Below are 20,203 nucleotides of genomic sequence, written 5' to 3' on the forward strand. Positions count from 1 at the left end.
AAATAAATAACATTTTCCCCCAATGCGGTTGACAGCAGGCGGCAGATGAAAATAAATGTCTATACAACCCATGACAAGTGGAAGGCACATGCAGCAGCTTAATCCCGATGATGTTATATGGCGAAATGCGCGACTGGCAACCCTGGCGACAGGCGAGGCGGAACCCTACGGCCTGAGAGAACAACATGCCCTCGTTGTGCGCGGCCAGACGATTCTGGCCATTATTCCTGAATCCGAGATCCCCTCCGGGCATCGTCAGTGTGTCGATCTCGACGGGCGTCTGGTTACTCCCGGCCTGATCGATTGCCACACCCACCTGGTGTTCGGCGGCGATCGTGCAGCGGAATGGGAGCAACGGCTTAACGGCGTGTCATATCAGACCATTAGCGCGCAGGGCGGCGGAATTAACGCCACGGTCACGGCCACCCGCAACAGTTCGCCGGAAACGCTCCTGACGGTGGCGCAGCAGCGACTCCAGCGGCTGATGAATGAAGGCGTAACGACCGTTGAAATCAAATCAGGATACGGTCTGAATGCCGAAGCCGAAGAGAAAATGCTGCTGGTTGCCCGCCAGCTCAGCCTGAATAATCTGGTCGATATCAGCCCGACGCTGCTGGCCGCGCACGCCGTTCCTGCCGAGTACCGACAGGATCCGGATGCCTATCTGGCACTGGTCTGTGAGCAGATCATGCCCACGCTGTGGCAAAAAGAGTTATTTGAAGCGGTGGACGTGTTTTGTGAAAATGTCGGCTTTACCCCGGCGCAAACCGAGCGCCTGTTCCGGGCCGCCGCCGCGCTCGGGATCCCGGTAAAAGGGCATGTAGAACAACTGTCGAATCTTGGCGGCGCGGCGCTGGTCAGCCAGTATAAAGGGCTGTCGGCCGATCATATTGAGTATCTCGATGATGCAGGTATTCAGGCGATGGCGCAAAGCGGCACGGTGGCGGTATTGCTCCCCGGCGCGTTCTATTTTCTTCAGGAGCGCCAGCGTCCACCGGTGGCGCAGCTCAGAGAGCAGGGTGTGCCGATGGCGGTGGCTACCGACTACAACCCGGGCACCAGTCCGTTTGCCAGCCTGCATCTGGCAATGAACATGGCCTGCGTCCAGTTTGGCCTCACGCCGGAAGAGGCCTGGGCTGGCGTGACGCGGCATGCGGCGCAGGCGCTAGGACGTGCTGCGACGCACGGGCAGTTAAAGCCCGGTTATGTGGCTGATTTCGTCGTTTGGGAGGCGAATCATCCGGTTGAGATGGTTTACGAGCCGGGGCGGAATCCTTTGTATCAACGCGTGTTTCGGGGGCAGGTAGCATGAAACTGTGGCATCCCGTCTCCCCGCAGGTCTGGCAGGGGCGTGACGACAGCGCCGAGTCCAGCACCGCGAAACGTCTCTTCCAGACCATACAGCAGCGCGAACACTTTTCTCCCGTGCCGTCAGGCATTGCCCTGCTGGGCTTTGAATGTGATGAAGGGGTTAAGCGTAACCAGGGCAGGCCCGGTGCTGCACAGGCGCCCGATGTGTTGCGCGGCGCGCTGGCGAATATGGCGAGCCATCAGGGGCATGCGCGCCTCGTGGATATGGGTTCTGTTTATGTTGAAGGACACGCGCTGGAGGCGGCACAGCAGGCGCTGAGCGAGGCCATAACCGCGTGCCAGCAATCCGGGATGCGTACTCTGGTTTTCGGCGGTGGACATGAAACCGCCTGGGCGCACGGGCGCGGCGTGCTGGACGCCTTTCCGAACGATCGCATTGCGGTGATCAACCTGGATGCGCACCTCGATTTACGCAAGGCTGAACGGGCAACGTCCGGCACGCCGTTCCGCCAGCTGGCGCACTACTGCGCGTCTCAGTCTCGGGTGTTTCACTACGCCTGCCTGGGGGTAAGCCGTGCGGCGAATACTCAGGCGCTGTGGGAGGAAGCTGAGCGGTTGAACGTGACGCTGGTTGAAGATCTCGATTTTCGCCGGGATGCGCTATCCGCGCTGGATAGCGTGCTTACGCAGGCAGACCGGGTTTATCTCACCGTTGACCTCGATGTGCTGCCTGCCGCAGAAATGCCCGCCGTGTCCGCCCCTGCGGCGTTGGGGATCCCGGCGCTGGATCTGTTCCCGGTGATTGAGCGTATCTGCCGAAGCGGTAAACTACAGGCGGCGGATCTGGTGGAATTTAATCCGCACTACGATCGGGACGGTCAGGGGGCGAAGCTTGCCGCCCGACTGGCCTGGCAAATTGCTCACTGGTGGGCATAACAACATTCAAGGAGTCATGATGTTTTCACGCTCGCCCCTGCCGAAGCCGAGCCCTCCCGCGCCTTTTTACGAAAAGGTGAAGCAGGCGATCAGCGAAAAAATCGCAGCCGGCGTCTGGCGCCCGCATGACCGCATTCCGTCCGAAGCCGAACTGGTCGCGCAGTTTGGCTTTAGTCGAATGACCATTAACCGGGCGCTGCGGGAGCTGACCGATGAAGGGTTGCTGGTGCGCCTGCAAGGGGTCGGGACTTTTGTGGCGGAGCCAAAAGGACAGTCGGCGCTGTTTGAAATCCGCAGCATTGCCGATGAAATTGCCGCCCGCAACCATCAGCACCACTGCGAGGTGCTGGTGCTTGAAGAGACGCAGGCCAGCGCCGAACAGGCCATCGAGCTGAACGTTACCGAGGGCACCCGGATTTTCCATTCGGTGATGGTGCACTATGAGAACGACATTCCGGTCCAGATTGAAGATCGCTGCGTCAATGCGGAGCGGATACCGGACTATCTGAATCAGGATTACACCCAAACCACACCGCATGCGTATCTCTCGCTCGTCGCCCCGCTGACGGAAGGGGAGCATATCGTGGAAGCCGTGCGCGCCACGCCGCAGGAATGCGAGCTGTTGCGTATTAAAGAGCACGATCCCTGCCTGCTGATCCGCCGTCGTACCTGGTCGTCCTCGCAAATTGTGTCGCATGCGAAGCTGCTGTTCCCGGGAAATCGCTACCGGTTGCAGGGCCACTTTATGTCATAAGTTTTATAAGCGTGATCGCTAACGCAATATAGCAAAATTGTATCTTTTTTGTTAAATCCGACCTTGTATGTGCTTGTCTATACAAGTATATCTAAATGCATCATCTGTCCCTTATGAGGAACACACAATGTCGTCAGATAAATACCGCAAGCAGGATGTCCGCGCCGCGCGCGGCACCACGCTCACCGCAAAAAGCTGGCTCACCGAAGCACCGCTGCGCATGTTGATGAACAACCTTGATCCTGAGGTAGCAGAAAATCCCCACGAGCTGGTGGTCTACGGCGGCATTGGCCGCGCCGCGCGCAACTGGGCGTGCTATGACGCGATTGTCGAGTCTTTGACGAATCTCGAAAACGACGAAACGCTGCTGGTGCAATCCGGCAAACCGGTTGGCGTATTCAAAACCCATAAAAATGCGCCCCGCGTGCTGATTGCCAACTCCAACCTGGTGCCGCACTGGGCGACGTGGGAACACTTCAACGAGCTGGACGCAAAAGGGCTGGCCATGTACGGCCAGATGACCGCCGGTAGCTGGATCTACATCGGCAGCCAGGGGATTGTGCAGGGCACCTATGAAACCTTCGTGGAAGCGGGCCGTCAGCACTATAACGGCTCACTGAAAGGCCGCTGGGTGCTCACCGCCGGACTGGGCGGCATGGGCGGCGCGCAGCCGCTGGCCGCGACGCTGGCGGGCGCGTGCTCCCTAAACATTGAGTGCCAGCAGAGCCGCATCGATTTCCGTCTGCGTACCCGCTATGTCGATGAACAGGCCGACAACCTCGATGACGCGCTGGCGCGCATCAAAAAGTACACCGCTGAAGGCAAAGCCGTGTCGGTTGCCCTGTGCGGCAACGCGGCGGATATTCTGCCGGAACTGGTGGCGCGCGGCGTGCGTCCGGATCTGGTCACCGACCAGACCAGCGCTCACGATCCGCTCCACGGCTATCTGCCAAAAGGCTGGACATGGGAAGACTACCAGCAAAAAGCAGAAACCGATCCTGAGGGCACGGTACTGGCGGCTAAACGCGCCATGGCAGAACACGTCTCCGCGATGCTGGCCTTCAGTAAGATGGGTATTCCGACCTTTGATTACGGGAATAACATCCGCCAGATGGCGAAAGAAATGGGGGTGAATAACGCCTTTGACTTCCCCGGCTTCGTGCCCGCCTATATCCGTCCTCTGTTCTGCCGCGGCATTGGGCCGTTCCGCTGGGTTGCCCTGTCCGGCGATCCGGAGGATATCTACAAAACCGATGCCAGAGTGAAAGAGATTGTCGCCGATGACGAACACCTGCATCGCTGGCTGGATATGGCGCGCGAGCGCATTAACTTCCAGGGCCTGCCGGCGCGTATCTGCTGGGTCGGGCTGGAGTGGCGGCAAAAACTCGGCCTCGCCTTTAACGAAATGGTGCGCAGCGGCGAAGTCTCCGCGCCGGTCGTCATTGGCCGCGACCACCTGGACTCCGGCTCTGTCGCCAGTCCGAACCGTGAAACCGAAGCCATGCGCGACGGCTCGGATGCGGTCTCCGACTGGCCGCTGCTGAATGCCCTGCTGAACACCGCCAGCGGCGCGACCTGGGTGTCGCTGCACCACGGCGGCGGCGTCGGGATGGGCTTCTCCCAGCACTCCGGGATGGTCATCGTCTGTGACGGAACTGATGAAGCGGCCGCGCGTATCGCTCGCGTGCTGCACAACGACCCGGCAACCGGCGTGATGCGTCACGCGGATGCGGGTTACGAGATTGCCATTGATTGTGCCAAAGAGCAGGGCCTGAACCTGCCGATGATCCCCGCCACACAAGGAAAGCCTGCATGAACGCGTTAACACTTACTCCCGGCTCGCTGACGCTCAAACAGCTGCGTCACGTCTGGCGTCAGCCGGTGACACTCTCCCTTGATGAAAGCGCCCACCGTGCCATTAACGACAGCGTGGCCTGCGTGGAGGCGATTGTGGCGGAGGGGCGCACCGCCTACGGCATCAATACCGGGTTTGGCCTGCTGGCGCAGACCCGCATCGCCACGCACGATCTGGAGAATTTACAGCGTTCGCTGGTGCTGTCGCACGCGGCGGGGGTTGGCCAGCCGCTGGACGATGAGATCGTCCGCCTGATGATGGTGTTGAAAATCAACAGCCTGGCGCGTGGGTTTTCCGGCATTCGTCTGAGCGTGATCCAGGCGCTGATGGCGCTGGTCAATGCGGAAGTTTATCCGTGGATCCCGGCGAAGGGCTCCGTCGGCGCCTCCGGCGATCTGGCGCCGCTGGCGCATATGTCGCTGCTCCTGCTGGGTGAAGGCCAGGCGCGCTGGCAAGGGGAGTGGCTGCCTGCGAAAGAGGCGCTGAAAAAAGCCGGTTTAACGCCGATCACCCTCGCGGCAAAAGAGGGGCTGGCGCTGCTCAACGGCACGCAGGCGTCGACCGCTTTCGCGCTGCGCGGTCTGTTTGAAGCGGAAGATCTGTTCGCCTCGGCGGTGGTGTGCGGTGCACTGACCACTGAGGCGGTGCTCGGCTCGCGTCGTCCGTTCGATGCCCGCATCCACGAGGTGCGCGGCCAGCGCGGTCAGATTGATGCCGCTGCCATGTACCGCCACGTACTTACCGATACCAGCGACATTGCCGAATCACACCATAACTGCGAGAAGGTGCAGGATCCGTATTCCCTGCGCTGCCAGCCGCAGGTGATGGGCGCATGCCTGACTCAGCTGCGCCAGGCGGCAGAAGTGCTGCTGGTGGAGGCCAATGCGGTGTCCGATAACCCGCTGGTGTTTGCCCAGGAAAACGAGGTGGTTTCTGGCGGCAACTTCCACGCCGAGCCGGTGGCGATGGCGGCAGATAATATCGCGCTGGCGATTGCCGAAATCGGGGCGCTGTCTGAGCGTCGAATCGCGCTGATGATGGATAAGCACATGTCCCAGCTGCCACCATTCCTGGTGCGTAACGGCGGCGTGAACTCGGGCTTTATGATCGCCCAGGTCACCGCCGCGGCACTGGCAAGCGAGAACAAGGCGCTGTCGCACCCGCACAGCGTGGACAGCCTGCCAACCTCAGCCAACCAGGAAGATCACGTGTCGATGGCCCCGGCTGCCGGGCGTCGTCTGTGGGAGATGGCCTCTAACACCCGCGGCGTGCTGGCGGTGGAGTGGCTGGCGGCGTGTCAGGGTATTGATTTGCGCGAAGGGCTAACATCCAGCCCGCTGCTGGAGCAGGCGCGTCATACGCTGCGCGAGCACGTTACGCACTACGATGACGACCGCTTCTTTGCGCCGGATATTGATAAGGCGATGCAGCTTCTGCAAGAAGGGCGGCTGGTGGGGTTATTGCCTTCCGTGCTGTGATTTTTACCCTCACCCTAACCCTCTCCCTGTGGGAGAGGGCCGGGGTGAGGGCATCAGCCCGCACGATTACGAATACATCGCCGTAATCGACGCGCTACCCAGCGAATGGAAATGCACGTTAAAGCCTACCATCGCGCCGCTCGCCCCTTCGTCGACCTCAATCTTGTCCACATCCAGCGCGTGCACGGTGAAGATATAGCGGTGCGTTTCCCCTTTTGGCGGCGCCGCGCCGCCGTAGCCCGCTTTGCCAAAGTCAGTGCGCGTCTGAATCGCACCGTCAGGCAGAGCAACCAGATCGGAACCGGAGCCCTGCGGTAATACGCGCGTGTCGGCGGGCAGGTTTGCCACGATCCAGTGCCACCAGCCCGACCCGGTTGGCGCATCCGGATCGTAGCAGGTCACAACAAAACTTTTGGTTCCCGCTGGCACATCGTCCCACGCCAGATGGGGAGAGATATTATCCCCCTGATAACCCATCCCGTTAAACACGTGACGTTCCGGCAGCTTTTCGCCGTCGCGCAAATCTTTACTGATGATTTTCATCCGATTTTCCTCGTTACTCACTCATTCAGAAAGTGTAACGCATGGGGTTAAATCGCGAAATGCGCTGAAGTGTTAACGGCTTCAACCACTGCCCCGGTCAGCTTGCGGAGCTGATCCGCAGAAATGCTGTACGGCGGCATGAGGTAAATCAGCTTACCGAAAGGTCGCACCCACACGCCCTGGTCAACGAAGAAGCGCTGCAACGCGGCCATGTTCACCGGATGCGTTGTCTCGATTACCCCGATGGCGCCCAGTACGCGGACGTCCGCGACGTATTCCGCCTCCGCCGCCGCGCTTAACTGCTGCTTCAGCTGCGCCTCAATCGCCGCCACCTGCGTCTGCCACGCGCCGCTCTCCAGAATGGCGAGGCTTTCGCTTGCCACGGCGCAGGCCAGCGGGTTGCCCATAAACGTCGGGCCGTGCATAAAGCAGCCCGCGTCACCGTCGCTGATGGTGTCGGCAACCTGGCGCGTGGTAAGCGTGGCGGAGAGCGTCATGGTGCCGCCGGTGAGCGCTTTCCCCAGGCACAGAATATCCGGCGCGATCCCCGCATGCTCGCAGGCAAACAGCTTCCCGGTACGGCCAAAGCCGGTGGCGATCTCATCGGCAATCAGCAAAATTCCTTCGCGGTCGCACATCTTCCGAATGCGCTTCAGCCACTCGGGGTGATAGATCCGCATTCCGCCCGCGCCCTGCACAATCGGTTCGAGAATAACGGCGGCAATCTCGTGGCGATGGGCCGCCATCAGCCGCGCGAAGCCCACCATGTCCATCTCGTCCCATTCGCCGTCGAAGCGGCTCTGCGGGGCTGGCGCAAACAGGTTTTCCGGCAGGTAGCCTTTCCACAGGCTGTGCATGGAGTTGTCCGGATCGCACACCGACATCGCCCCGAAGGTGTCGCCGTGATAGCCGTTGCGGAAGGTGAGGAACCGCTGGCGCGTTTCGCCCTTCGCATGCCAGTACTGCAACGCCATTTTCATCGCTACTTCCACGGCCACCGAGCCGGAGTCGGCCAGGAAAACACACTCCAGCGATTCAGGCGTCATCGCTACCAGGCGACGGCATAAATCCACCGCGGGCTGGTGCGTGATCCCGCCAAACATCACGTGTGACATCTGGTCAATCTGCGCTTTCATCGCCGCGTTCAGACGCGGGTGGTTGTAGCCATGGATCGCCGCCCACCAGGAGGACATCCCGTCAACAAGCCGCTCGCCGCTGGCGAGATGCAGCTCGCAGCCGTGGGCAGAGGCTACCGGATAGACGGGAAGGGGGCGGGTCGTGGAGGTGTAAGGGTGCCAGATATGCTGCTTGTCGAAGGCGAGATCGTCCTGGGTCATAATCGACTTGTAAACCATTTTGAAAAGTTTTAGGTTTACAAGTATAAACCGAACCGACAATTAACAAAACCCTTTGGAGAAGCCCGATGGCTCACCACGCACGCTGGACGATGTCGCAAGTCACTGAATTATTCAATAAACCTTTCCTGGAGCTGATGTTTGAGGCGCAACAGGTGCACCGCCAGCACTTCGATCCGCGTCATGTTCAGGTCAGCACGCTGCTGTCGATCAAAACCGGGGCTTGCCCGGAAGACTGCAAATATTGCCCGCAAAGCGCGCGCTATAAAACCGGTCTCGAATCCGAGCGCCTGATGGAAGTCGAGCAAGTGCTCGACTCCGCGCGCAAGGCCAAAAACGCTGGCTCGACCCGCTTCTGCATGGGCGCGGCGTGGAAAAATCCGCATGACCGCGACATGCCCTATCTGGAGCAGATGGTGAAGGGGGTGAAGGAGATGGGGCTTGAAGCCTGCATGACCCTGGGTACGCTGAACGAAGAGCAGGCGCAGCGTCTCTCGGCGGCGGGGCTGGATTACTACAACCACAACCTTGATACCTCGCCGGAGTTCTACGGCAACATCATCACCACGCGTACCTATCAGGAGCGTCTGGACACGCTGGATAAAGTGCGTGATGCGGGGATCAAGGTCTGTTCCGGCGGGATCGTGGGACTGGGCGAGACGGTAAAAGATCGTGCCGGCCTGCTGTTACAGCTGGCAAACCTGCCGACCCCGCCGGAAAGCGTGCCCATCAACATGCTGGTGAAGGTAAAAGGCACGCCGCTGGCGGATAACGAGGACGTGGATGCCTTCGATTTCATCCGCACCATCGCGGTGGCGCGCATCATGATGCCGACCTCTTACGTTCGCCTCTCTGCCGGTCGTGAGCAGATGAGCGAGCAGACCCAGGCGATGTGCTTCATGGCCGGGGCCAACTCCATCTTCTACGGCTGCAAACTGCTGACCACGCCAAACCCGGAAGAGGACAAAGATGTCCAGCTGTTCCGCAAGCTGGGGCTGAACCCACACCAGACCGGGGTACAGGTGGGGGATAACGAGCAACAGCAGCAGCTGGAGCAGCAGATTTTTAACGCCGACACCGACCAGTTCTACAACGCGGCAGCCGTATGACCTGGCAGGCACGTATCAGGACCGCGCTCGACGAGCGGCGGGCGGCGGATGCGTTTCGGGTGCGCAGGGTAGTGGAAAACGGTGCAGGCCGTTTTCTCACCCGGGAAGGAGAGCGGTTCTGTAATTTCTCCAGCAACGATTATCTGGGACTGAGCCAGCACCCGCAGATCGTTCGCGCCTGGCAGCAGGGCGCGGATCGTTACGGCGTGGGCAGCGGCGGCTCCGGGCTCGTCAGCGGCTACACCACGGCGCATCAGGCGCTGGAGGAAGAGCTGGCCGACTGGCTGGGCTACCCGCGGGCGCTGCTGTTTATCTCCGGTTTTGCCGCGAATCAGGCGGTGATTGCCGCCCTGATGGGCAAAGATGACCGCATCGTCGCGGACCGCCTGAGCCACGCGTCTCTGCTTGAAGCGGCCAGTCTCAGCCCGGCGCAGCTGCGGCGTTTTGCCCATAACAATGCCTCTCAGCTGAACGTTCTGCTGGGTAAACCCTGTTCTGGGCTTCAGCTGGCGGTGACGGAAGGGGTATTCAGCATGGACGGCGACAGCGCGCCCCTTGCCACCTTGCATGACGTCGCAAAACAGCAGAACGCCTGGCTGCTGGTCGACGATGCCCACGGCATTGGCGTCACCGGCGAGGAGGGGCGCGGAAGCGCGCACCAGCAACGCGTCAGGCCGGAACTGCTGGTGGTCACCTTCGGCAAAGGCTTCGGCGTCAGCGGCGCCGCGGTGTTGTGCAGCGAGCCGGTGGCCGATTACCTGGTGCAGTTCGCCCGTCACCTGATCTACAGCACCAGCATGCCCCCGGCGCAGGCCGTGGCGCTCTCTGCGTCGCTTGCGGTGATCCGCGGCGAAGACGGCGCTGAACGCCGGGCGCGCCTGGCCGACCATATTCAGCGTTTTCGCCGGGGGATAAGCGAGCTGTCTTACCGGCTTACCGACTCGCACAGCGCCATTCAGCCCGTAATTGTGGGTGAAAACCATCGGGCGCTGATGGTGGCACAGGCGCTACGAGAACGCGGGCAGTGGGTCACGGCGATCCGCCCACCCACCGTGCCACCAGGCACCGCGCGCTTGCGTCTGACGCTCACGGCAGCGCATGAGCCGCAGGATATCGATACGCTTCTGGAGGCACTGTATGTCTCTCGTCAATAAACAGGCCGTTGCCGCCGCGTTTGGCCGGGCAGCGCAAAGCTATTCACAGCACGATGAGCTGCAACGCCTGAGCGCCCGCGGGCTGCTGGCCGCGCTCGGTGACGGGCGTTTTGCGCAGGTGCTCGACGCAGGCTGCGGGCCAGGCGGCAATAGCCGATACTGGCGCGCAACAGGTAGCCACGTCACGGCGCTGGATTTATCCGCGCAGATGCTGGATGAAGCCCGCCAGCAGCAGTCAGCAGACCGTTATCTGGTGGCCGATATCGAGGCCATCCCGCTGGAGGATGCGCTGTTTGACCTCGTCTGGAGCCATCTGGCGGTGCAGTGGTGCGCCAGCCTGCCGCAGGCCCTACGCGAGTTATACCGCGTGGCGCGGCCCGGCGGAGCGGTGGCCTTTACCACCCTGCTGGAAAGTTCGTTGCCGGAGCTGAATCAGGCGTGGAGGGCAGTGGATGCACAGCCTCATGCCAACCGGTTTCTCTCGCACGAACAGGTCACTCAGGCGCTGGCAGGCTGGCGCTATCGCAGCGTGGTCCAGACCGTCACCCTCGAATTTAGCGATGCGTTAAGCGCCATGCGATCGCTTAAGGGCATAGGCGCGACGCACCTGCACGCCGGACGGGAGAAGAAACCCCTTACCCGCGGCCAACTCCAGCGTCTCGAGCTGGCCTGGCCGCAGGAGCGGGGCCGGTTCCCGCTCTCTTATCATCTTTTTCATGGGATTATTGAACGTGACTGAACGTTATTTTGTTACCGGCACGGACACTGAAGTCGGTAAAACGGTTGCCAGCGCTGCGCTGTTGCAGGCGGCGCGTCTGCTGGGGAAAACAACTGCCGGGTATAAGCCCGTAGCCTCCGGCAGCGAGATGACGCCGGAAGGCTTACGCAATACCGATGCGCTGGCGCTACAGCGTAATAGCAGCCTTGCGCTGGCCTATTCTGCGGTGAACCCCTATACCTTTGCTGAACCCACCTCGCCGCACATCGTCAGCGCCGATGAAGATCGTCCGATTGATTTTTCGGTGCTCTCTTCCGGGTTACGCGACCTGGAAACGCAGGCCGACTGGGTGCTGGTGGAGGGGGCTGGCGGCTGGTTTACCCCGCTGTCCGACGAGCAGACATTTGCTGACTGGGTGCAGGCCGAGCAGCTTCCGGTCATTCTGGTGGTCGGCGTGAAGCTTGGCTGTATCAATCACGCCATGCTGACCGCTCAGGCCGTGCAGCAGGCCGGGTTGCGTCTGGCAGGGTGGATTGCCAATGACGTGGTTGCGCCGGGTAAACGTCATGCTGAGTACCTGGCGACGCTGAAGCGGGGGCTGCCTGCGCCGTTTCTCGGCGAGATCCCGTGCCTTGCCGACGGCGCAGAGCAGGCGGAAACCGGACGCTATCTTGACCTTAGCGCCTTATGTCCCGAGCCATCCAGTGCGCAATAAGGTCGTCATCCAGCTCGTTAACGTGGCCCTGTGCCACGTTACGCCCGCGATAGAGCATGCAGAAACGATCCGCTACCCGGCGGATAAACGACAGCTGTTGCTCAGCTAACAGCACCGTCATTCCCAGCTCCCGATTCAGCCGCACCAGCAACTGCCCCAGCCTGCGCGCGAAACCGTGCCCTGCGCCATACATGGGCTCATCCAGAATCAACACGCGCGGGCGATTAACCAGCGCACTGGCGAGAGCCAGCTGATACTGGTCGTCGGGGGACAGCGCAGAGGCACGGCTCTGTCGCAGCGGATAGAGCTCCGGAAACAGGGCGTACACGTCATTTTTTGATGTCGGGTCGGATTTCCCCGTCGCCCGCATAGCGATATGCAGATTTTCATCGACGGTCAGCTGGGAAAATATCCGCCGATCCTGCGGGACGTAGCCTATCGTCGGCGGCGCCGTGAATGCTGACGCAGGGCTGAGCAAATTACGCGGCGGCGCGCCAGCCTCATGCCAGATGATGGTGCCGCTCTCAACGGGCACCTTTCCGGTAATGCAGTTCATGAGCGTGGATTTACCCATGCCAGGCAGGCCAACAATGCCCGTACAGATGCCTTGCGGGAAATCGATATTCACGTTCCATAGCGTATGTTGGCTTCCGTAAAACTGATTTACAGCACGCAGACTCAACATCTTTCTCTCCTTAAAAATGTGTGGGGGTGATGCACAGAGTGATGTCTGCAAAACGCCTGCCAGGAACTTCATAATGATTAAAAAAAGGCCATTTTTAGGAATAACTCACTATCAAAAGCTGTACGTTTATACGAAATGCACATTCCCGGTGCCGCGTATGTCGAATCGTGGTGCAGGAGAAATGACAGAATTGTGATTAAGATCTCGCCAGTTGCTTATGAAAAAATGAACGTTTTCCAGGCAAAAAAGAGTGATAAAAATTTTTTACTGCCGCTTCGTGGGAAAAACCGGGAATTTGCTGAAGTGCATGCTGTACGGGCTGGAGGCAGTTATCCACTATTCCTGTGGATAACCTTGTGCATTAGAGTTAGAAAACACGCGATAAGCGAGAGAATACGCGGGTTACGACCAAATTGATGGGAAACGCGGCTTAATAAATTAGTCTTTATTTTTTAACGAATTAGATAAAAGCAATTCCCTCAACGCCAGCGACACCTGTTGCCATAAAACTTTCATAACCGCCCTTGACAAATGTTAAAAAAGTAATAGTTCTGGGGATAACCCCCTGAGGCTGGTGTTTTATTTTGTCACAGTCAAAATTTGGCTCGCGAACGCACTAATCCTCTCTGCGCTACGCTAAATATCCTGACACGCTACTGGTTTTTCATCCAGTGTTTTTTACTGGCAATCCTGGCCACAACGAGTAAAATTACTCACCTGCCGCTTATTCTGTCATCAGGTCGTCGCCCATGAGTAAACCGTTTAAACTGAATTCTGCTTTCCGTCCTTCCGGGGATCAGCCCGAGGCTATTCGTCGCCTGGAAGAGGGGCTGGAGGACGGGCTGGCGCACCAGACCCTGCTGGGGGTTACCGGTTCGGGCAAAACCTTTACCATTGCCAACGTCATTGCCGATCTCCAGCGTCCGACGATGGTCCTCGCGCCGAACAAAACGCTGGCGGCGCAGCTGTATGGTGAGATGAAAGAGTTCTTCCCGGAAAACGCGGTGGAGTATTTCGTCTCCTACTACGACTACTACCAGCCGGAAGCCTACGTTCCCAGCTCCGACACGTTTATCGAGAAAGATGCCTCGGTGAACGAACATATCGAGCAGATGCGTTTGTCGGCGACCAAGGCGCTGCTGGAGCGTCGTGATGTGGTGGTGGTGGCCTCGGTGTCGGCGATCTACGGCCTGGGCGATCCGGATCTCTATCTCAAGATGATGCTGCACCTGACGCAGGGGATGATCATCGATCAGCGGGCGATTTTGCGCCGTCTGGCGGAGTTGCAGTACACCCGTAACGATCAGGCGTTCCAGCGCGGGACCTTCCGCGTGCGCGGCGAGGTGATTGATATCTTCCCGGCGGAATCGGACGACATGGCGCTGCGCGTGGAGCTGTTCGACGAAGAGGTTGAACGCCTGTCGCTGTTCGATCCGTTGACCGGTCACGTCGAGTCGGTGATCCAGCGCTTCACCATCTACCCGAAAACGCACTACGTGACGCCACGCGAGCGTATCGTGCAGGCGATGGAAGAGATCAAAATTGAGCTGGCGGACCGCCGCAAGGTGCTGCTGGCGAACAATAAGCTGCTGGAAGAGCAACGCCTGAGCCAGCGTACCCAGTTCGATCTGGAGATGATGAACGAGCTGGGCTACTGCTCCGGCATCGAAAACTACTCGCGCTACCTCTCCGGGCGCGGGCCGGGCGAAGCGCCGCCGACGCTGTTTGACTACCTTCCGGCGGACGGCCTGCTGGTGATCGACGAATCCCACGTTACGATCCCCCAGATAGGCGGGATGTACCGCGGTGACCGCGCGCGTAAAGAGACGCTGGTGGAGTACGGGTTCCGACTGCCGTCAGCGCTGGACAACCGTCCGATGAAGTTTGAAGAATTTGAGGCGCTTGCTCCGCAGACCATCTACGTATCGGCGACGCCGGGCAACTACGAGCTGGAAAAATCCGGTGATGACGTGGTGGACCAGGTGGTGCGTCCGACCGGGCTGCTGGATCCGATTATCGAGGTGCGTCCGGTGGCGACGCAGGTGGACGATCTGCTCTCGGAAATACGTGCCCGTTCCGCCATCAACGAGCGCGTGCTGGTTACCACGCTCACCAAACGTATGGCGGAAGATTTGACGGAGTATCTGGAAGAACACGGTGAGAAGGTGCGGTATCTGCACTCGGATATCGATACCGTGGAGCGTATGGAGATCATCCGCGATCTGCGTCTGGGCGAGTTCGACGTGCTGGTAGGGATTAACCTTCTGCGAGAAGGGCTGGATATGCCTGAGGTGTCGCTGGTGGCGATTCTGGACGCGGACAAAGAGGGCTTCCTGCGTTCCGAGCGCTCGCTGATCCAGACCATTGGCCGCGCCGCGCGTAACGTCAACGGGAAGGCGATCCTGTACGGGGATAAAATCACCCCGTCGATGGCCAAAGCGATTGGCGAAACGGAACGTCGTCGCGAGAAGCAGCAGCGCTATAACGAAGAGCACGGCATCACGCCGCAGGGGTTGAACAAGAAGGTGGTGGATATCCTGGCGCTGGGTCAGAACATTGCGAAGACTAAAGCGAAAGGCCGCGGCAAGGCCCGTTCAGTGGTGGAAGAGGATACCGTCGCGCTGACGCCGAAAGCGTTGCAGCAGAAGATCCACGAGCTGGAAGGGCAGATGATGCAGCATGCGCAGAACCTGGAGTTCGAAGAGGCTGCGCAAATCCGCGATCAGCTGCATCAGCTGCGGGATCTGTTTATTGCGGCATCGTGAATTTTTTGCCCGGTGGCGTTTTCTCCCTCTCCCTGTGGGAGAGGGCCGGGGTGAGGGCATCAGGCCGCACAAAACGAACCTAACCTAATGCCTGAATCGCCTTCTCCAGCGCCTCGCGTAGAAGATGGCGGTCGTGGCGATATTTAATATCGCTGGCTTCCAGCGGCTCCTGTACCACCACGCGATCGCCAATCCCTGATACATCCACTTTCGGTCCGACCACGACACCATCGATAATTTTCTTACCAACGTACTGTTCCATCAGGTCCAGCTTATCCGCCAGCGACAGGCTTGCCGCCGCCGGGCTGAGTTCGCGGCCTAAATTACCGATATAGACCATGGGCGCAGGCGTTCTGCGCAGCGCCTGCGCCAGCTCTTTCACCAGCAGGATCGGCATCAGGCTGGTGTAAAAACTTCCCGGCCCAATCAGGATCAGATCGGCCTCGCCAATCGCTTCTACCGCTTCACGCGTTGCGGGTACGCTGGGGTAGGTCATCAGCTCTTTTGGCGGCAGAAGAAGCTGGTCGATATTCACTTCACCATACACTTCGTGATCGTCAGCATCGATCGCCATCAAATCTACCGGCTGTTCGGACATTGGGATCAGGAACGCATCCACTTTTAGCAGGTTACGAATTAAATTGATCGCTTCCAGAGGGCGCACGCTCAGGTGATCCAGCGCCTTTAACATCAGATTTCCAAGGTTATGGCCTGAAAGTTCGCCATTCCCGCCAAAACGGTACTCAAACATCGCCGAGGCCACGCTTGGCTCAGTGATGAGCTGGTTGAGGCAGTTGCGCATGTCGCCCCAGGCTATCCCGCCTTCAGCACGTCGGATCCGCCCGGTTGAGCCGCCGTTGTCCGTTGTTGTCACGATGCCCGTCAGGCGCGAGCCCAGTGACGATAACGACGACATAACCCGTCCCAGCCCGTGACCTCCGCCAAGAGCGACCACGCGGTCCAGATCCGCAAAAGTGCGATTGCGCATACCTATTCCTTATCCTGTTAAGCTTGCGTCACAGTAACGCAACTACTCCTAAAAGACGATGCCTCTCACAATCCATAATGACGTATATCAATGCGAAAGCGCTGTTTTTGCGTATTCTGTAGTGAAAATGCACGATAACATCGTTATGTATAAATTTATATAGCGAAAAGCGACAATGGCGAAGTGGCGATTTCCACGCTACTATCGCCATAACCACGTTTTCAAAACTGAAAACATACACTCTAGCCCTGGCGCCTGTGTCGAGAGATATGGCGCCCTGGCCGTGGCGGATTTGCCACCAGGGTACAGAAAGAAATGACTGTGCCTCCCGATCTGGAAAGGTGTACATGGCTTCACAACTTACTGATGCTTTCGCGCGTAAGTTTTACTACTTGCGTCTGTCGATTACCGATGTGTGCAACTTCCGTTGCACCTACTGCCTGCCCGATGGCTACAAGCCGGGCAGCGTCACCAATAATGGCTTTCTCTCCGTGGATGAAGTACGCCGCGTTACGCGTGCGTTCTCGGAACTCGGCACGGAAAAAGTGCGTCTTACCGGGGGAGAGCCCTCCCTGCGTCGTGATTTCCCTGACATTATTGCCGCCGTGCGTGAAAACGAACGTATCCGCCAGATCGCGGTGACCACCAACGGTTACCGCATGGCGCGTGACGTGGCGTACTGGCGCGATGCGGGGCTGACGGCGATCAACGTCAGCGTGGACAGCCTTGATGCCCGGCAGTTTCACGCCATTACCGGTCAGGACAAGTTCCGCCAGGTGATGGACGGCATCGATGCGGCGTTTACCGCCGGGTTCGAAAAAGTCAAAGTCAACACGGTGCTGATGCGCGACGTAAACCACCATCAGTTGGACACCTTCCTGGCGTGGATTAAATCCCGTCCCATTCAACTGCGTTTTATCGAGCTGATGGAAACGGGCGAGGGCAGCGAGCTGTTCCGTCGTCACCATATTTCCGGCATGGTGTTGCGCGACGAGCTGCTGAAACGCGGCTGGATCCATCAGATCCGCCAGCGCAGCGATGGCCCGGCGCAGGTTTTTTGTCATCCGGATTATGAAGGCGAAATCGGCCTGATCATGCCCTATGAAAAAGACTTCTGTGCCAGCTGCAACCGCCTGCGTGTCTCCTCCGTTGGCAAGCTCCATCTTTGCCTGTTCGGGGATGGCGGCGTCGATCTGCGCGATTTGCTGGAAGATGACGCTCAACAGGACGCGCTTGAAGCACGCATTTCCGAGGCGCTGACGCACAAAAAGCAGACCCATTTCCTGCATCAGGGCAACACCGGCATTACTCAGAACCTGTCCTATATCGGCGGGTAATCAGGCTTTAGAAGGAACCAGAAGATGAGTCAAGTAAGCGCGGAATTAATCCCGACACGCATTGCTATTCTTACCGTTTCCGAACGTCGTGGTGAAGAGGATGATACCTCCGGCCACTGGCTGCGCGAGGCGGCACACGAAGCCGGACACCAGATTGTTGATAAAGCGATCGTCAAAGAAAACCGTTACGCCATTCGCGCTCAGGTCTCACAGTGGATTGCGAACGATGACGTCCAGGTGGTGCTGATCACTGGCGGCACCGGCTTTACCGCAGGCGACCAGGCGCCGGAAGCGCTGCTCCCGCTGTTCGATCGCGAAGTGGAAGGCTTCGGCGAAGTGTTCCGCATGCTCTCGTTTGAAGAGATTGGTACCTCTACGCTTCAGTCCCGTGCTGTCGCGGGGGTGGCGAACAAGACGCTGATCTTCGCCATGCCGGGGTCGACCAAAGCCTGCCGCACCGCGTGGGAAAACATTATTGCCCCGCAGCTGGATGCTCGTACCCGTCCGTGTAATTTCCATCCCCATTTAAAGAAATAAGCTATGTCACAACTGACCCACATAAACGCCGCTGGCGAAGCGCATATGGTGGATGTCTCCGCCAAAGCCGAAACGGTGCGCGAGGCGCGTGCTGAAGCGTTCATCACCATGCTGCCGGAGACGCTGGCGATGATTATCGACGGCAGCCATCACAAGGGTGATGTGTTTGCCACCGCCCGTATCGCTGGTATTCAGGCCGCTAAACGTACCTGGGACCTCATCCCGCTCTGCCATCCGCTGATGCTCAGCAAAGTGGAGGTAAATTTGCAGGCGCAGCCGGCGCATAATCGCGTGCGTATCGAGTCCTTGTGCCGCTTAACCGGGAAAACCGGCGTGGAGATGGAGGCGTTGACGGCGGCCTCCGTGGCGGCGCTGACCATCTACGACATGTGTAAAGCGGTGCAGAAAGATATGGTGATTGGCCCGGTGCGTCTGTTGGCAAAAAGCGGCGGCAAATCCGGCGATTTTAAGGTAGAAAGCCATGATTAAGGTGCTTTTTTTTGCCCAGGTCCGTGAGCTGGTCAATACCGACAGCCTGACGCTGGACGGCTCTTTCGAAAACGTCGCCGCCCTGCGCGCGCATCTGGCGGCGCAAGGCGACCGTTGGGCGCTGGCGCTGGATGAAGGCAAACTGCTGGCCGCCGTGAATCAGACGCTGGTGGAGTTGACCCACCCGCTGGCCGATGGGGACGAAGTGGCCTTCTTCCCGCCGGTCACAGGGGGTTAAGATGACGGAAACCCGAATTCTGGTCGGCCCTGAGCGCTTTAGCGTCGGTACCGAATACAGCTGGCTGGCAGAGCGCGATGAAGACGGCGCGGTCGTGACGTTTACCGGAAAAGTGCGTAACCACAACCTCGGCGACAGCGTAAAAGCGCTGACGCTGGAGCACTATCCGGGGATGACCGAAAAATCACTGGCGGCCATTGTCGAAGAGGCGCGAGGCCGCTGGCCGCTGGGACGCGTTACGGTTATCCATCGCATCGGCGAAATGTGGCCCGGCGAAGAGATTGTGTTTGTCGGCGTCACCAGCGCCCATCGCGGGAGTGCGTTTGCGGCGGGGGAGTTCATCATGGATTATCTTAAAACCAAAGCGCCGTTCTGGAAACGTGAAGCGACGCCGGAAGGTGAGCGCTGGGTGGAATCACGCGACAGCGATAAGCATGCCGCCAGCCGTTGGTAACAGGTTTACGTGGATGTGTTAGTCTTAACATGTGTGTTTACTTAATCAGGAGTGAATCATGGACCGATTTCCGCGTTCCGATTCGATAGTTCAGCAGACCCGTAGCGGGCTGCAAACCTACATGGCTCAGGTATATGGCTGGATGACGGTTGGCCTGCTGCTTACCGCGTTTATCGCGTGGTATGCGGCAAACACGCCTGAACTGATGATGTTTATCTTCTCCAGCAAAATCACCTTCTTTGGGCTGATTATTGCGCAACTGGCGCTGGTATTTGTGCTCTCCGGGCTGGTGCACAAGCTCAGCTCGGGTATGGCGACCACGCTGTTTATGCTCTATTCGGCGCTGACCGGGCTGACGCTTTCCAGTATTTTCATCGTTTACACCTACTCCTCCATCGCCAGCACCTTTGTGGTGACCGGCGGGATGTTCGGTGTGATGAGCCTGTACGGTTACACCACCAAACGTGACCTGAGCGGCTTCGGCAACATGCTGTTTATGGGGCTGATTGGGATTGTGCTGGCGTCGCTGGTGAACCTGTGGCTGAAAAGTGACGCGCTGATGTGGGCGGTGACCTATATCGGGGTGGTGATCTTCGTGGGCTTAACCGCCTACGACACCCAGAAGCTCAAAAACATCGGTGAACAAATTGATGTTCGTGACAGTTCAAACCTGCGCAAATACTCGATTCTGGGCGCGTTGACGCTTTATCTGGACTTCATCAACCTGTTCCTGATGCTGCTGCGTATCTTCGGCAACCGTCGTTAGTGAGGGTGGCGCTGTC

Annotated in this window: 20 protein-coding genes and 1 riboswitch; of the genes, 16 read left to right on the forward strand and 4 right to left on the reverse strand. The window is 59.0% G+C overall.

Going from position 1 to position 20,203, the window contains the following annotated elements; genetic code table 11:
• Positions 1 to 88: 88 nt before the first annotated feature.
• The 5 genes from hutI (at position 89) to hutH (ending at position 6,334) form a co-directional block, all read left to right on the forward strand.
• On the forward strand, positions 89 to 1,312 hold the full coding sequence (gene hutI, locus ACOTXL_RS08395; protein ID WP_032657647.1) for an imidazolonepropionase: 1,224 nt from the start codon (positions 89 to 91) through the stop codon (positions 1,310 to 1,312).
• On the forward strand, positions 1,309 to 2,247 hold the full coding sequence (gene hutG, locus ACOTXL_RS08400; protein ID WP_003858535.1) for a formimidoylglutamase: 939 nt from the start codon (positions 1,309 to 1,311) through the stop codon (positions 2,245 to 2,247). The genes hutI and hutG overlap by 4 nt, the downstream gene beginning before the upstream one ends.
• A 19-nt stretch (positions 2,248 to 2,266) precedes the next feature.
• Positions 2,267 to 3,001, forward strand: a complete 735-nt coding sequence (locus ACOTXL_RS08405) for a histidine utilization repressor (RefSeq protein WP_045350710.1) — start codon at positions 2,267 to 2,269, stop codon at positions 2,999 to 3,001.
• Positions 3,002 to 3,128: 127 nt separating this feature from the next.
• Entirely contained in the window at positions 3,129 to 4,817 is a 1,689-nt protein-coding gene (hutU, locus tag ACOTXL_RS08410) for a urocanate hydratase (RefSeq protein ID WP_045350709.1), read from the forward strand.
• Positions 4,814 to 6,334, forward strand: coding sequence for a histidine ammonia-lyase (gene hutH, locus ACOTXL_RS08415; protein WP_023324343.1), 1,521 nt, complete (start codon positions 4,814 to 4,816; stop codon positions 6,332 to 6,334). The genes hutU and hutH overlap by 4 nt, the downstream gene beginning before the upstream one ends.
• Positions 6,335 to 6,400: 66 nt before the next feature.
• Here hutH and ACOTXL_RS08420 read toward each other — a convergent pair whose 3' ends face one another.
• Both ACOTXL_RS08420 and bioA read right to left on the reverse strand, forming a co-directional pair.
• Positions 6,401 to 6,877 carry a kinase inhibitor gene (locus ACOTXL_RS08420; protein WP_003858531.1) on the reverse strand — a complete coding sequence of 159 codons (477 nt, stop codon included), beginning with the start codon at positions 6,875 to 6,877 and terminating at the stop codon, positions 6,401 to 6,403.
• Between the two features lie 47 nt (positions 6,878 to 6,924).
• Positions 6,925 to 8,214, reverse strand: a complete 1,290-nt coding sequence (bioA, locus tag ACOTXL_RS08425) for an adenosylmethionine--8-amino-7-oxononanoate transaminase (protein WP_032628176.1) — start codon at positions 8,212 to 8,214, stop codon at positions 6,925 to 6,927.
• Positions 8,215 to 8,300: 86 nt separating this feature from the next.
• On the opposite strand from bioA, the gene bioB reads away from it, so the two are divergent.
• From bioB to bioD, 4 genes are read left to right on the forward strand one after another with little or no spacing between them, the layout of a single operon-like run.
• Complete coding sequence (bioB, locus tag ACOTXL_RS08430) at positions 8,301 to 9,341, forward strand: biotin synthase BioB (protein WP_003858529.1); 1,041 nt, start codon at positions 8,301 to 8,303, stop codon at positions 9,339 to 9,341.
• Positions 9,338 to 10,495 (forward strand): 8-amino-7-oxononanoate synthase, encoded by a 1,158-nt coding sequence (gene bioF, locus ACOTXL_RS08435; RefSeq protein WP_045350707.1) that lies wholly within the window; start codon positions 9,338 to 9,340, stop codon positions 10,493 to 10,495. The genes bioB and bioF overlap by 4 nt, the downstream gene beginning before the upstream one ends.
• A complete protein-coding gene (gene bioC / locus ACOTXL_RS08440; RefSeq protein ID WP_032608895.1) occupies positions 10,479 to 11,234 on the forward strand; it encodes a malonyl-ACP O-methyltransferase BioC in 756 nt (251 codons plus the stop codon). Before bioF ends, bioC begins: the two co-directional genes overlap by 17 nt.
• A complete protein-coding gene (gene bioD / locus ACOTXL_RS08445) occupies positions 11,227 to 11,928 on the forward strand; it encodes a dethiobiotin synthase (RefSeq protein ID WP_072223407.1) in 702 nt (233 codons plus the stop codon). Before bioC ends, bioD begins: the two co-directional genes overlap by 8 nt.
• Here the strand turns inward: bioD and ACOTXL_RS08450 are convergent.
• Positions 11,891 to 12,613 (reverse strand): ABC transporter ATP-binding protein, encoded by a 723-nt coding sequence (locus ACOTXL_RS08450; RefSeq protein WP_045350705.1) that lies wholly within the window; start codon positions 12,611 to 12,613, stop codon positions 11,891 to 11,893. The genes bioD and ACOTXL_RS08450 overlap by 38 nt on opposite strands.
• Positions 12,614 to 13,362: 749 nt before the next feature.
• Here ACOTXL_RS08450 and uvrB point away from each other — a divergent pair.
• Positions 13,363 to 15,378 (forward strand): excinuclease ABC subunit UvrB, encoded by a 2,016-nt coding sequence (gene uvrB / locus ACOTXL_RS08455; RefSeq protein WP_003858519.1) that lies wholly within the window; start codon positions 13,363 to 13,365, stop codon positions 15,376 to 15,378.
• A 79-nt stretch (positions 15,379 to 15,457) separates the two neighbouring features.
• Here uvrB and yvcK read toward each other — a convergent pair whose 3' ends face one another.
• Complete coding sequence (gene yvcK / locus ACOTXL_RS08460) at positions 15,458 to 16,366, reverse strand: uridine diphosphate-N-acetylglucosamine-binding protein YvcK (protein ID WP_023299636.1); 909 nt, start codon at positions 16,364 to 16,366, stop codon at positions 15,458 to 15,460.
• 226 nt (positions 16,367 to 16,592) lie between these two features.
• Positions 16,593 to 16,726: riboswitch (molybdenum cofactor riboswitch) on the forward strand.
• On the opposite strand from yvcK, the gene moaA reads away from it, so the two are divergent.
• The 6 genes from moaA (at position 16,714) to ACOTXL_RS08490 (ending at position 20,187) form a co-directional block, all read left to right on the forward strand.
• The gene (gene moaA / locus ACOTXL_RS08465; protein ID WP_003858516.1) at positions 16,714 to 17,703 is read left to right on the forward strand and encodes a GTP 3',8-cyclase MoaA; all 990 of its coding nucleotides are present in this window, start codon (positions 16,714 to 16,716) and stop codon (positions 17,701 to 17,703) included. Its footprint overlaps the riboswitch before it by 13 nt.
• A 24-nt stretch (positions 17,704 to 17,727) precedes the next feature.
• Positions 17,728 to 18,240: a molybdenum cofactor biosynthesis protein B gene (gene moaB, locus ACOTXL_RS08470; protein WP_045350704.1), complete on the forward strand. Its 513-nt coding sequence runs from the start codon at positions 17,728 to 17,730 to the stop codon at positions 18,238 to 18,240.
• Positions 18,241 to 18,243: 3 nt separating this feature from the next.
• Complete coding sequence (moaC, locus tag ACOTXL_RS08475) at positions 18,244 to 18,729, forward strand: cyclic pyranopterin monophosphate synthase MoaC (protein WP_003858511.1); 486 nt, start codon at positions 18,244 to 18,246, stop codon at positions 18,727 to 18,729.
• Complete coding sequence (gene moaD / locus ACOTXL_RS08480) at positions 18,722 to 18,967, forward strand: molybdopterin synthase sulfur carrier subunit (protein WP_003858510.1); 246 nt, start codon at positions 18,722 to 18,724, stop codon at positions 18,965 to 18,967. Before moaC ends, moaD begins: the two co-directional genes overlap by 8 nt.
• 1 nt (position 18,968) lies before the next feature.
• A complete protein-coding gene (gene moaE, locus ACOTXL_RS08485; RefSeq protein WP_003858509.1) occupies positions 18,969 to 19,421 on the forward strand; it encodes a molybdopterin synthase catalytic subunit MoaE in 453 nt (150 codons plus the stop codon).
• Positions 19,422 to 19,479: 58 nt separating this feature from the next.
• Positions 19,480 to 20,187, forward strand: a complete 708-nt coding sequence (locus tag ACOTXL_RS08490; RefSeq protein WP_003858508.1) for a Bax inhibitor-1/YccA family protein — start codon at positions 19,480 to 19,482, stop codon at positions 20,185 to 20,187.
• Positions 20,188 to 20,203: the final 16 nt, after the last annotated feature.

Origin of the sequence: Enterobacter cloacae complex sp. IR5402 (assembly GCF_049238125.1) — a bacterium.
GTDB lineage: Bacteria > Pseudomonadota > Gammaproteobacteria > Enterobacterales > Enterobacteriaceae > Enterobacter > Enterobacter hormaechei_C.